At 72.4% G+C, this 11,475-nt stretch carries 13 protein-coding genes; 6 read left to right on the top strand and 7 right to left on the bottom strand.

The window, feature by feature from the left end; translation table 11 throughout:
• Positions 1-250: 250 nt before the first annotated feature.
• Positions 251-949 (top strand): O-methyltransferase, encoded by a 699-nt coding sequence (locus tag ABZ854_RS12830; RefSeq protein ID WP_129306816.1) that lies wholly within the window; start codon positions 251-253, stop codon positions 947-949.
• 95 nt (positions 950-1,044) lie between these two features.
• On the opposite strand, the gene ABZ854_RS12825 is transcribed toward ABZ854_RS12830, so the two are convergent.
• The gene (locus ABZ854_RS12825) at positions 1,045-1,212 is read right to left on the bottom strand and encodes a DUF3117 domain-containing protein (RefSeq protein ID WP_018544333.1); all 168 of its coding nucleotides are present in this window, start codon (positions 1,210-1,212) and stop codon (positions 1,045-1,047) included.
• A 383-nt stretch (positions 1,213-1,595) separates the two neighbouring features.
• Between ABZ854_RS12825 and ABZ854_RS12820 the strand changes: the two genes are divergently transcribed.
• Complete coding sequence (locus ABZ854_RS12820; RefSeq protein ID WP_361208591.1) at positions 1,596-2,399, top strand: enoyl-CoA hydratase-related protein; 804 nt, start codon at positions 1,596-1,598, stop codon at positions 2,397-2,399.
• Positions 2,400-2,427: 28 nt separating this feature from the next.
• Here ABZ854_RS12820 and ABZ854_RS12815 read toward each other — a convergent pair whose 3' ends face one another.
• Both ABZ854_RS12815 and ABZ854_RS12810 read right to left on the bottom strand, forming a co-directional pair.
• Entirely contained in the window at positions 2,428-3,015 is a 588-nt protein-coding gene (locus ABZ854_RS12815; RefSeq protein WP_361208588.1) for a DNA-3-methyladenine glycosylase I, read from the bottom strand.
• A complete protein-coding gene (locus ABZ854_RS12810) occupies positions 3,012-3,359 on the bottom strand; it encodes a DivIVA domain-containing protein (RefSeq protein WP_361208585.1) in 348 nt (115 codons plus the stop codon). Before ABZ854_RS12810 ends, ABZ854_RS12815 begins: the two co-directional genes overlap by 4 nt.
• Before the next feature lie 147 nt (positions 3,360-3,506).
• On the opposite strand from ABZ854_RS12810, the gene folP reads away from it, so the two are divergent.
• On the top strand, positions 3,507-4,367 hold the full coding sequence (folP, locus tag ABZ854_RS12805) for a dihydropteroate synthase (protein WP_361208584.1): 861 nt from the start codon (positions 3,507-3,509) through the stop codon (positions 4,365-4,367).
• A gap of 245 nt (positions 4,368-4,612) precedes the next feature.
• On the opposite strand, the gene ABZ854_RS12800 is transcribed toward folP, so the two are convergent.
• Both ABZ854_RS12800 and dapE read right to left on the bottom strand, forming a co-directional pair.
• Entirely contained in the window at positions 4,613-5,371 is a 759-nt protein-coding gene (locus ABZ854_RS12800) for a TIGR00730 family Rossman fold protein (RefSeq protein ID WP_361208581.1), read from the bottom strand.
• A 103-nt stretch (positions 5,372-5,474) separates the two neighbouring features.
• The gene (gene dapE / locus ABZ854_RS12795; RefSeq protein WP_361208578.1) at positions 5,475-6,554 is read right to left on the bottom strand and encodes a succinyl-diaminopimelate desuccinylase; all 1,080 of its coding nucleotides are present in this window, start codon (positions 6,552-6,554) and stop codon (positions 5,475-5,477) included.
• Between the two features lie 97 nt (positions 6,555-6,651).
• Here dapE and ABZ854_RS12790 point away from each other — a divergent pair, with 97 nt between their 5' ends.
• Complete coding sequence (locus tag ABZ854_RS12790; protein WP_361208575.1) at positions 6,652-7,719, top strand: heavy metal transporter; 1,068 nt, start codon at positions 6,652-6,654, stop codon at positions 7,717-7,719.
• A 274-nt stretch (positions 7,720-7,993) separates the two neighbouring features.
• Entirely contained in the window at positions 7,994-8,386 is a 393-nt protein-coding gene (locus ABZ854_RS12785; protein ID WP_129306830.1) for an ATP-binding protein, read from the top strand.
• 324 nt (positions 8,387-8,710) lie between these two features.
• On the opposite strand, the gene ABZ854_RS12780 is transcribed toward ABZ854_RS12785, so the two are convergent.
• Together ABZ854_RS12780 and fdxA are read right to left on the bottom strand one after the other, a co-directional pair.
• Positions 8,711-9,808: a bifunctional succinyldiaminopimelate transaminase/glutamate-prephenate aminotransferase gene (locus ABZ854_RS12780; protein ID WP_361208572.1), complete on the bottom strand. Its 1,098-nt coding sequence runs from the start codon at positions 9,806-9,808 to the stop codon at positions 8,711-8,713.
• A gap of 131 nt (positions 9,809-9,939) precedes the next feature.
• Positions 9,940-10,260: a ferredoxin gene (gene fdxA / locus ABZ854_RS12775; protein ID WP_030929316.1), complete on the bottom strand. Its 321-nt coding sequence runs from the start codon at positions 10,258-10,260 to the stop codon at positions 9,940-9,942.
• Between the two features lie 140 nt (positions 10,261-10,400).
• Here fdxA and ABZ854_RS12770 point away from each other — a divergent pair, with 140 nt between their 5' ends.
• Complete coding sequence (locus tag ABZ854_RS12770) at positions 10,401-11,450, top strand: GNAT family N-acetyltransferase (protein WP_361208569.1); 1,050 nt, start codon at positions 10,401-10,403, stop codon at positions 11,448-11,450.
• Positions 11,451-11,475 lie beyond the last annotated feature (25 nt).

The following is an 11,475-nucleotide window of genomic DNA, read 5'->3' as shown; positions in this document are numbered from 1 at the left end:
GGGTACGGCCGCACCTCCCCTGTCAGCTCTGGTGGTGTCCAGTGGAGCCCCTACCATAGCCACCTCGCCCGTTAGCTCCGGATAAGCGGTTTTACGAGAATTTGATACGCGCTGCCGCGGCCCACCCGGCAGCGGCGGCGGATCGTCCGGCGACGTCAGCAGGTGCCCGGCACCCGGATCCCCGTCCTCGCGCATCTCCTGCCCCCCATCACGTCCCGGCCGTCCCACACCCTTCTAAACGCCCGGTCCCATCTGCGGGTTCCCGGGGCCAACGGATACAGTCACGCCGAGGCAACCACGGGGACAGGAGAGGGTCATTACCGGCAACCGGCAGACGAGCTGGGCGTTCGCCGACGCCTTTGTCGCCGAGGACGAAGCACTGCGCTGGGCCCGGGACCGGGCCCGGGACGCAGGGCTGCGCTCGGTGTCGCCCGGCACGGGCGCCGCGCTGCGGGTGCTCGCCGCCTCCGTGGACGCGAAGGCGGTCGCGGAGATCGGCACGGGCCGCGGCGTGTCCGGGATCCACCTGCTGCACGGCATGCGTCCGGACGGCGTCCTGACCACGGTCGATCCGGAGCCGGAGCACCAGCAGTTCGCCCGGGAGGCGTTCCGGGCCTGCGGGTTCGCCAGCAACCGGGCCCGGTTCATCCCGGGCCGCGCGCTGGACGTCCTGCCGCGACTCGCGGACGCCGGCTACGACCTCGTCTTCTGCGACGGAGACCGGCTGGAGTACCTGGACTACCTCGCTGAATCGTTGCGCCTGCTGCGCCCGGGCGGCCTCGTGGTCTTCGAGGGCGTGTTCGCCAACGGCCGTACGGTCGACTCGGGACCGCAGCCCACGGAGGTGCTGCGGCTGCGCGAACTGCTGCGCACGGTACGGGAGAGCCAGGAACTGGTGACGTCACTGCTGCCGGTGGGCGACGGCCTGCTCTGCGCGGTCAAACGCTGACGCCTCGCCCCGCCCGGCAGGGACCCGGGAACGCGGTTGCCCCGGCATCGCGTGCGATGCCGGGGCAACCGGACGGATAGGGGTCGGCTCGTGTGTCAGACGACGACCTTCTTGAGGGCGTCGCCGAGCGCCTCGGCCTCATCGGGGGTCAGCTCGACGACGAGTCGACCGCCGCCTTCGAGCGGAACGCGCATGACGATGCCCCGCCCCTCCTTGGTCACCTCGAGCGGACCATCGCCCGTCCGCGGCTTCATGGCCGCCATGCTCGTTCCCCTTCCTGAAACCAGCTCATCGTCTGCCGACGGCCCCCTGAAGGGCGGCCGCGCACCGAAACGGACACACGACACCGGCATCGAACACATTGCTTCCCAGCCATTATCCCGCATCCCCGGACCCGATGACCAACATCAGTAGGCATCGCTTGGGCAACGCGCGCGAGCAAAACCACCCAATTCGGGGATGTGGCTGCGATACTTCGCCACCGCGTGGACGCCCACGGCCGGAATCCGCCCCGGTTTTCTTTGACGCAGGTCACACGTCCGATCCGGGCCCCGGGCCGCGATCTCCGCCATGCTGTCCTTCACAGAGGTCGTACCGAGCGGTACGTCACCGCGTACTCACCACCCGCGACACCGGAGGGGACCCCATGGCCGACACCGTGCTCTACGAGGTGAGCGACGGACTCGCGACGATCACGCTGAACCGCCCAGAGGCGATGAACGCGCTGAACATCGCGACCAAGGTCGCTCTCCGGGACGCGGCGGAATCCGCGGCCGGGGACGACGCCGTACGGGCGATCCTGCTGACCGCCGCCGGGGACAGGGCCTTCTGCGTGGGCCAGGACCTCAAGGAACACATCGGGCTGCTGGCGGCGGACCGCGAGACCGGTTCCGGGCAGACCATGAGCACGGTCAAGGAGCACTACAACCCGATCGTCAAGGCGCTGGCCGGGGCGCCCAAGCCGGTCGTGGCCGCGGTGAACGGCGTCGCGGCCGGGGCCGGCTTCGGCTTCGCGCTCGCCGCGGACTACCGGGTGGTCGCGGAGACCGCGGCGTTCAACACCTCCTTCGCGGGGGTCGCGCTGACCGCCGACTCGGGCATCTCCTGGACGCTCCCCCGGGTCGTCGGCCCGGGCCGCGCCGCCGACCTGCTGCTCTTCCCGCGCAGCATCAGTGCGCAGGACGCGCTGGAGCTGGGCATCGCCAACCGGCTCGTTCCCTCCGCCGAGCTGCGCGCCGAGGCCGAGAAGGTGGCGCGGGCGCTGGCCCAGGGCCCGACGGTGGCGTACTCGGCGATCAAGGAGGCGGTGTCCTACGGGATGACGCACTCGCTCGCCGAGACCCTGGAGAAGGAGGACGAACTCCAGACCCGGGCCGGGCAGTCGGAGGACCACGCGATCGCCGTGCAGGCGTTCGTGAACAAGGAGAAGCCCAAGTACCTGGGCCGCTGAGGTTCGCCGCCCGCCTCCCCCGCGCCCCTCAGGGGGCGGTTCTGCTGACGCAGGTCGCCAGGTGGTCGTCGACCAGGCCGCAGGCCTGCATCAGGGCGTAGGCCGTGGTCGGGCCGACGAAGCGCAGGCCGCGCTTCTTCAGGTCCTTGGAGAGGGCGGTGGACTCGGGGGTCACGGCGGGCACGTCGTCCAGGGTCTTCGGGACCGGGCGGCCGGCCGGGTCGGGGGCGTGGGACCAGATCAGCCGGTCCAGGTCGCCCTCGGCCCAGTCGGCGAGCACGCGCGCGTTGGCGAGGGTGGCGTCGATCTTGGCGCGGTTGCGGATGATGCCCGGGTCGGCCAGCAGGCGCTCGCGGTCCTCGTCGGTGAAGGCCGCCACCTTCTCGATGTGGAACCCGGCGAAGGCCGTACGGAATCCGGGGCGGCGGCGCAGGATCGTGATCCAGCTCAGACCCGACTGGAAGGCCTCCAGGCTGATCCGCTCGAAGAGGGCGTCATCGCCGTGGACGGGGCGGCCCCACTCCTCGTCGTGGTACGTCACGTAGTCCTCGGTGGACAGGGCCCACGGGCAGCGCAGCGCCCCGTCGGCCCCGGCGAGGGCGCCTCGGGTGCTCACCGCTCCTCCTCGGGGCGCCGGTCCCGCGGGGCCTCGGCGGCCGCGCGGGCGCCTGCCAGCGCGGACTCCAGGTCGGCGATACGGGCGTCCCGCTCGGCGAGTTCGGCGGCGACGCGGCTCAGCACGTCGTCGACGTCCGCCATGCGGTAGCCGCGCGGGGCGACCGGGAAGCGCACGCTCTCCACGTCCGTTTCGCGCACCGGGCGGTCCGGGGGCAGCGGGTCCTGGAAGCGCTCCGGGGCCACCTCGGGCAGCGGGCCGCTCTCACCGCCGCCCAGCACGGCGAGGGTCACCGCGGCGACCACCACCACGAGGGCGACGACCAGGAACAAGAACATAACCATCGCTGAGGTCCCCACGCTCGATGTACCGGAAGCCGAATGTGTCAGGCTCCGATCGTGCCATGCGAGTCTGACAGTTAGGGTCACAGGCGGCCGTACCGCGGGACGGGACGGCACGCGAGCGGGACGCACGAGGAGAGGTCACAGGGGATGCTCAGGCTGGGCAAGCGGGAATTCGGGCCGCAGGAGCCGGTGATCATGGCGATCGTGAACCGGACCCCGGACTCCTTCTACGACCAGGGGGCCACGTTCCACGACGAGCCGGCGCTCGCGCGCGTGGAGCAGGCGGTGGCCGAGGGTGCGGCGATCGTCGACATCGGCGGGGTGAAGGCCGGGCCGGGCGAGGAGGTCTCCGCCGAGGAGGAGGTCCGGCGGACGGTCGGGTTCGTGGCCGAGGTACGGCGCCGGTTCCCCGAGGTGATCATCAGCGTGGACACGTGGCGGGCCGAGGTCGGCGCGGCGGTGTGCGAGGCCGGGGCGGACCTGCTGAACGACGCGTGGGGCGGGGTGGACCCGGGGCTCGCGGAGGTCGCCGGGCGTTACGGGGTGGGGCTGGTGTGCACGCACGCGGGAGGCGCCGAGCCGCGTACACGTCCGCACCGGGTCGCGTACGACGATGTCATGGCCGACATTCTGGACGTGACCGTCTCACTGGCCGAGCGTGCGGTGTCGCTCGGGGTGCCCCGGGAGTCCGTGCTGATCGATCCCGGGCACGACTTCGGGAAGAACACGCGGCACAGTCTGGAGGCGACGCGGCGGCTGGACGAGATGGTGGCCACCGGGTGGCCGGTGCTGGTGTCGCTGTCCAACAAGGACTTCGTCGGGGAGACGCTGGACCGGCCGGTGAAGGAGCGGTTGCTGGGGACGCTGGCGACGACAGCGGTGTCGGCGTGGCTCGGGGCGCGGGTGTACCGCGTCCACGAGGTCGCCGAGACCAGGCAGGTCCTGGACATGGTGGCATCCATCGCCGGCCACCGCCCGCCCACGGTGGCCCGACGGGGTCTGGCCTAGCCGGTCCGGGCAGCCCACCAACCGAAGCGCATACCTGCACAGCGGACCGAAACGCCCGTCGCCCGCTTCTCGACCGGCCGAGTCGGGTGGTGGGCGGGCAAAGGCCGGGGGTCCGGGGGCGGAGTCCCCCGGGGCGGGGGCGGCAACGCCGGGGCGGGGGCGGCAACGCCGGTGCCGGTGCCGGTGCCGGTGCCGGTGCCGGTGGAGCGAGGGTGCCCGGAACTACGGCGTGACCGCCGGAGGCCTCAGCGGCCCGCTTCCTTGGACATCAGGGCCACCGCCTCCTCCACCTCGTCCGTGACGTGGAACAGCAGCAGGTCCTTCTCCGCCGCCTTGCCCTGGGCGACCAGGGTGTCGCGGAGCCAGGACACCAGCCCGCCCCAGTACGCGGTGCCGAACAGGACGATCGGGAACCGGGTGACCTTCTGGGTCTGGACCAGGGTCAGCGCCTCGAAGAGTTCGTCGAGGGTGCCGAGCCCACCGGGCAGCACGACGAACCCCTGCGCGTACTTCACGAACATCATCTTCCGGACGAAGAAGTACCGGAAGTTCAGCCCGATGTCGACGTACGGGTTCAGCCCTTGCTCAAAGGGGAGTTCGATGCCGAGGCCGACCGAGGTGCCCCCGGCCTCCCAGGCGCCCTTGTTGGCGGCCTCCATGGCGCCCGGGCCACCGCCGGTGATGACGGCGAACCCGGCGTCCACCAGCCCTCGCCCGAGCCGCACCCCGGCGTCGTACTCCGTCGAGTCCACCGGCGTACGCGCCGAGCCGAACACACTGATCGCGGGCGGCAGTTCCGACAGCGTGCCGAAGCCCTCGATGAACTCCGACTGGATGCGCAGGACCCGCCAGGGGTCGGTGTGCACCCAGTCGGTCGGCGCCCGCTCGTCCAGCAGCCGCTGGTCCGTCGTGCTGGCCGACACCTGCCCCCGCCGTCGGAGGACCGGTCCGAGTCGCTGCTCGTCCGGCGGCTGCTTCTTCCCCTCGGGGTTGCCGGTAGGCATGTGCGCTCCCTCCGTTTGCCGGTAGTTCGACCTCAGCGTAGATCCACCCGGGTTACGGTGGGGGGAAGCCGCACTGCACGGCGCATGACCTTGCTGACCTTCCTCAGGCGGTCAGCCAGTTCCGGAGCCGTTCCTCGCCCGCGATGATCTTCGCCGTCTCCACCCGCTCGTCCCGCTTGTGCGCCAAGTGCGGGTTGCCGGGACCGTAGTTGACGGCGGGGATGCCGAGCGCGGAGAAACGGGACACGTCCGTCCAGCCGTACTTGGGCATCGGGGTCCCGCCGACCGCCTCGATGAAGGCCGCGGCGGCCGGCTGGGAGAGGCCGGGCAGCGCGCCGGGGCTGTGGTCGTCGACCACGAACTCCTCCACCCCGCAGTCGGCGAACACCTCGTGGACGTGCGCGAGCGCCTCCTCCTCGGAGCGGTCCGGGGCGTAGCGGAAGTTCACGGTCACGACGCACTCGTCCGGGATGACGTTGCCCGCCACTCCCCCGGAGATCCGCACGGCGTTCAGGCCCTCGCGGTACTCCAGCCCGTCGATCACCGGCCAGCGGGGCTCGTAGGAGGCCAGGCGGGCCAGGATCGGGGAGGCGGCGTGGATCGCGTTGGAGCCCATCCAGCCGCGCGCGGAGTGGGCGCGCTCGCCCTTCGTCCTCAGCAGGACCCGCAGGGTGCCCTGGCAGCCGCCCTCCACCTGGCCGTCGGAGGGCTCCAGCAGGATCGCGAAGTCGCCTCGCAACCAGTCGGGGTCGGCCTCGGCCACGTGTCGCAGACCGTTCCGCTCGGCCTCGACCTCCTCCTGGTCGTAGAAGACGAAGGTGAGGTCGCGGTTGGGAGCCGGCACGGTGGCCGCGATCCGCAGCTGGACCGCGACCCCGGACTTCATGTCGCAGGTGCCGCAGCCCCAGAGCACGCCGTCCTCGTCCAGCCGGGACGGCACGTTCCCGGCGATCGGGACGGTGTCGATGTGACCGGCCAGGATCACGCGCTCGGCGCGGCCCAGGTCCGTACGGGCGATCACGTTGTTGCCGTACCGGTCGACGGTGAGGTGCGGCAGTGCGCGCAGGGCGGTCTCGATCGCATCCGCGAGGGGCTTCTCGGAGCCGCTCTCGGAGGGGAAGTCGACGAGTCGCGCGGTGAGCGCGGCGGCGTCCAGCGTGAGGTCAAGCGAGGTGTCGGCCATGCCACCGACCCTAGCGCGCCCTCTCCTGACGGCCGTTTTTCCGAATCCCGTGGCACCGGAGGTGAGCGTTCCGGGGGGCTCAAGTACCTTGTACCGCGTGTCAGAGACGTCCCCCAACCGTCCCAAGCGCCGCGGCCGCCTCTTCCGTTTCGGCGCGGCCCTGTTGGTCCTGTGCGCCGTCGCCGCCTACCTCGTGGTGCAGTACGTCACCGGGGGCCCCGGCATGCGCGGGTGCAAGGTGGTCTCGGGCGCGACGACGGGCACGGGGTCGGGGTCGGGCACGGGGTCGGAGACGTCGTACGAGTTCACGCCCGAGCAGGCAGCGAACGCGGCGACGATCGCCGCCGTCGGCACCGGGCGCAACATGCCGGAGCGCGCGGTCACCATCGCGCTGGCGACCGCCCTGCAGGAGTCCGGGCTGCGCAACCTGGAGCACGGCGACCGGGATTCGCTCGGCCTGTTCCAGCAGCGGCCCTCGCAGGGCTGGGGCACCGAGCGGCAGATCATGGACCCGGCGTACGCGGCGGGCATCTTCTACGCCCATCTCGCCAAGGTGCCCGACTACACCCGGCTGCCGCTGACCGTGGCCGCACAGCGCGTGCAGCGCAGCGGTTACCCGGAGGCGTACGCCAAGCACGAGCCGGACGCCACGCTGCTGGCCGCCGCGTTGACCGGCCGCTCGGCGGCCGCGCTGACCTGCGACGGGCGTCCGGAGCGCACGGCGGAGGCGACCGGTCCGAACGCGGTGCGCGCCGCGCTGGTACGCGACTTCGGGCGGGACGCGCTGCAGGAGACGGGCGCCGAGGTGGGCGGCACGCCGGTGCCCTCGCCGACACCCGCACCGAGTGTCACCGCGACCGCGCACGGGCGGACGGTGACCGTCCCGGTGCCGCAGGGTGCCAAGCGGGACGCGGCGGGCCGCAGTGAGCGGGAGCGGGGCTGGCAGCTGGCGCAGTGGGCGGTGGCCAACTCCTCGGCGCTGCACATCCAGCGGGTGGCGTACGCGGGGCGGGAGTGGAGCGCCGGGAACACGGACACGCGATGGCGTGCCTCCGGCGGGCCGTCCGCGGCGGGGACCGGCACCGGGAGCGGGACGGGCAGTGGGGGCGGGTCCGGGGGTGCGGAGTCGTCCTTGGACGCGGTCCGGATAGTGACCGGACAGTAGTACGGGGCTTCACTCCGCCGGGTTGCGCGGGGGCGGTCGGCGCGGGTTCGCGGGCCGGTGCCGGGTGGCGCTCGGGATGCCTTGGGAATCAAGGGCCGGAAGGATTCTGCAGGGCTTTCCGTGGACGGTCTTTGCCCGTTTTTATCCACACCTGATAATGCGATGCGTTATCCATTCTTTACCTGAGGGGTCCGCAACCTTCGTCGGCTTCGAGCGGTAGTCACGGCGTCCGACCACGGACGACATCACGTTCTCTCCCGTCGAATGGAGCATCATGTCCCTCCCTCTGACCCGCCGGATCGCCCGTGCCGCGCTGCTTGTCGCAGCGGGAGCGGCTGCCGGGGTCGGTGCGGCCGGCTCCGCCAGCGCGGCCGCGAACCTTCCGACCGCCACTCCGAACCTGGGTGGTCTGAGCACCCTGGACACGGCGCACGTCGGTGACACCGTCGACGGTGCCGCCCAGAACGTCAGCGGGCTCGCGGGCAACGCGGGCAGCAACGCGCTGAAGCAGGCCGTGCCGGCGACGGGGCTGGCCGGTGGCGGTGCCGTGAAGAAGGCGGCGCCGACGGCGCAGCAGGCGGCGGGGGCCGCGGCTGGGGTGCTCGGGGGTGCCACGTCCAGTGCGAAGGGCGGGCTGCCGGTGCAGGGGTTGCCGCTGGGCGGCTGAGCGCCTGGCTTTGGCCACGCCGACGGGGTCCAGGGTGTTTCCTGGACCCCGTCGGCCTTTTGTTGTTCTACGTCGGTCCCGTCAGCGTCGATGGGACGGCACCCGGCGCCGCGGGCCGTGCCCAGCCGTTCCGCCCTGCGGAACGCCTGCCCACGGCGGGGGGGCGGGTTCGGCCGGCTCGGCGCGTGACGCCCCGCCGAGCCGGCGGGGGGCGGCGGCCGGCGGGGGGCGGTGGTCGGCGGGGGCGGCGGTCGGCCGGGGGGGGGCGGCAGCCGGCGGCGGGCGGCGGGCGGCGGGCGGCGGGCGGCGGGCGGCGGGGGCTGATTACTTTGTGAGGCGGTGGGCTGCTGTCTGGATTCGTTCGTCTGTTGCTGTCAGGGCTACTCGGACGAAGGTGGCGCCTGCGGGGCCGTAGAAGTCGCCGGGGGCTACCAGGATGCCCAGGTCGGCCAGGTGGGCGACGGTGGTCCAGCAGGGTTCGTCCCGGGTGGCCCAGAGGTAGAGGCTGGCCTCGCTGTGTTCGATGCGGAAGCCGTGGGCGAGGAGGGCGTCGCGCAGCGCCGTGCGGCGGGCCGCGTAGCGCGCGCGCTGCTCGTGGACGTGGGTGTCGTCCGCGAGGGCCGCCATGGTGGCCGCCTGGGTGGGCGCCGACGTCATCATGCCGCCGTGCTTGCGGATCTCCAGCAGCGGGCCGAGGACGGCCGGGTCACCGGCGGCGAAGGCGGCGCGGTAGCCGGCCAGGTTGGAGCGCTTGGAGAGCGAGTGGACGGCCACGATGCCGTCGTACGAGCCGCCGTTGACGTCGGGGTGCAGCACCGAGACAGGGTCGGCCTCCCAGCCCAGCTCGATGTAGCACTCGTCGGAGACGACCAGCACGCCGTGGGCGCGGGCCCAGCTGACGATCTCCGTCAGTTCTCGCTGGGACAGCACCTTGCCGGTGGGGTTCGACGGCGAGTTCAGCCACAGCAGCCTGAGGTTCGCCGGATCCAGGTCGCGCGGGTCGTCGTAGGCCTCGTACTCGGCGCGGGCGAGGCGGGCGCCGACCTCGTAGGTGGGGTAGGCCAGGCGCGGGTAGGCCACCTTGTCGCCGGGTCCCAGGCCGAGCTGGGTCGGCAGCCAGGCGACGAGTTCCTTGGAGCCAACGATCGGCAGCACGTGGTGGTGGGTGATTCCGCGGGCGCCCAGCCGGCGCTCCAGCCAGCCGGTGATCGCGTCGCGCAGCGCGGGCGTGCCCCAGACCGTCGGGTAGCCCGGCGAGTCGGCCGCGTCGACCAGGGCCTTCTGGACCAGTTCGGGGACCGGGTCGACCGGGGTGCCGACGGACAGGTCCACGATCCCGTCCGGGTGAGCGGCGGCCGTCTGCTTGTACGGGGCCAGCTTGTCCCAGGGGAAGGTGGGGAGCCGGTCGGAGACTGCGGACACGGTTCTTGCTCGCTTTCGTGGGTACGGCGCTCGCCGTCGGTACGGCGAACGCCTCGGTCCCGTGCGGCGGTGATCAAGGTGATCGGGCCGTACGGGACCGAGGCGGCGCGGTGTGCGGGGCCGCCGGGCGGTTACTCGGCCTGCGGCGGCAGCGCGGCGATGAAGGGGTGGTCCCGCTCGATCAGACCCAGCTTGCTGGCGCCGCCGGGCGAGCCGAGCTCGTCGAAGAACTCGACGTTCGCCTTGTAGTAGTCCTTCCACTCCTCCGGAGTGTCGTCCTCGTAGAAGATCGCCTCGACCGGGCAGACCGGCTCACAGGCACCACAGTCGACGCATTCGTCCGGGTGGATGTACAAGGACCGCTGGCCCTCGTAGATGCAGTCGACCGGGCACTCCTCGATGCACGCCTTGTCCTTGACGTCGACACAAGGCTGCGCGATGACGTAGGTCACGCTGTCGTTCCTCCTCGATTGGGCGCTGGCGGGCCTCCTCAGGCTCCGCCGCCTGGCGCGCGGGAGCGCGGCGTCGTCGATGCCCGCCCCTAGTATCTCCGTTCCGGGACATGATCCGAACAGGAGGGGTGAACTGACCAGTGGAAATCTCGGCGACAGGACGGCTTGAGGTCCGTATCACCCCTGCTGACGTGGGGAAACGAGTCTCGGTGCGGCGTTTGACCGAACTTGGGGGCGGGGCTGAGAAGTTCACCGACACGGTGGGTGTTCTCACATCATGGGACGACGGCGTGCTCATGATCACACGTCGGGACGGCGCGGGTGTCCGGATCGCGGAATCCGCGGTGGTCGCGGGCAAAGTCGTACCGGCCGCTCCGGCGCGTCGCCGCGGTCCGGCGGCGAGCTACCCGGAGCTGGCCCGGGTCACCGCGCGCGGCTGGCCGCCGCTGGAGAGCGAGCGGCTGGGCGACTGGGAGCTGCGGGCCTCCGGCGGGCACACGCGGCGGGCCAACAGTGTGCTGCCGCTGGGCGACCCCGGCATGCCGCTCGGCGAGGCGCTGGAGGTCGTACGACGCTGGTACGGCGAGCGGGGCCTACCCGCGTACGTGCAGGCCGCGACGGGTGCCGAGGGCACGCAGGAGCTGCTCTGCGCGGAGCTGGAGCGGCGCGGGTGGGTGCGCGAGGTGACCACCGACGTGTGGATCGGCGCGCTGGCGCCGCTCGCCGACCGGGCGGAGGGCTCCGGTGAGGGTGTGGTGCTCTCCCGGGAGGCCGACGAGGCGTGGCTCGCGCGGTACCGGAGCGGAGAGGTGGGCGAGGCGGCCCGGCAGGTGCTGGCCGGTGGGCCGTCAGTGGTGTTCGCGCAGGTGCCCGGCGCGACCGGTGCGGCTCCGGGCCCCGCGGCCCCGGCCGGTGCCGTTCCCGCGGCGATCGGGCGGTGCGTGGTGGACGGCCGTTGGGCGGGCTTCGCCGCGATCGAGGTGGATCCCGTGCGGCGCCGTGCGGGGCTGGCGACCCGGGTGATGGCGGCCCTGGCCGGGCGGGCCCTGGAGGAGGGCGCCTCTGCGGCCTGGCTGCAGGTCGAGCGGGACAACGAGGCGGCCCGGGGGCTGTACGCCGGTCTGGGTTTCACGCGGCACCACAGCTACCACCACTACCGCGCGCCCGAACCCTCCGGCACAGGGAGCTAGGAAGCCTCGTGGAAGGGCATGAGCC

Origin of the sequence: Streptomyces sp. NPDC047028 (assembly GCF_040644095.1) — a bacterium.
Classification (GTDB): domain Bacteria; phylum Actinomycetota; class Actinomycetes; order Streptomycetales; family Streptomycetaceae; genus Streptomyces.
The sequence above is the reverse complement of the archived record's forward strand: the minus strand, read 5'-3'. Positions and strand labels throughout refer to the sequence as shown.

Coding starts and splice junctions, on each gene's coding strand:
- ABZ854_RS12825 (WP_018544333.1), bottom strand. CDS start 1,212: ATGGCGGCCATGAAGCCGCGGACGGGCGATGGTCCGCTCGAGGTGACC.
- ABZ854_RS12820 (WP_361208591.1), top strand. CDS start 1,596: ATGGCCGACACCGTGCTCTACGAGGTGAGCGACGGACTCGCGACGATC.
- ABZ854_RS12810 (WP_361208585.1), bottom strand. CDS start 3,359: ATGGTTATGTTCTTGTTCCTGGTCGTCGCCCTCGTGGTGGTGGTCGCC.
- folP (WP_361208584.1), top strand. CDS start 3,507: ATGCTCAGGCTGGGCAAGCGGGAATTCGGGCCGCAGGAGCCGGTGATC.
- ABZ854_RS12800 (WP_361208581.1), bottom strand. CDS start 5,371: ATGCCTACCGGCAACCCCGAGGGGAAGAAGCAGCCGCCGGACGAGCAG.
- dapE (WP_361208578.1), bottom strand. CDS start 6,554: ATGGCCGACACCTCGCTTGACCTCACGCTGGACGCCGCCGCGCTCACC.
- ABZ854_RS12785 (WP_129306830.1), top strand. CDS start 7,994: ATGTCCCTCCCTCTGACCCGCCGGATCGCCCGTGCCGCGCTGCTTGTC.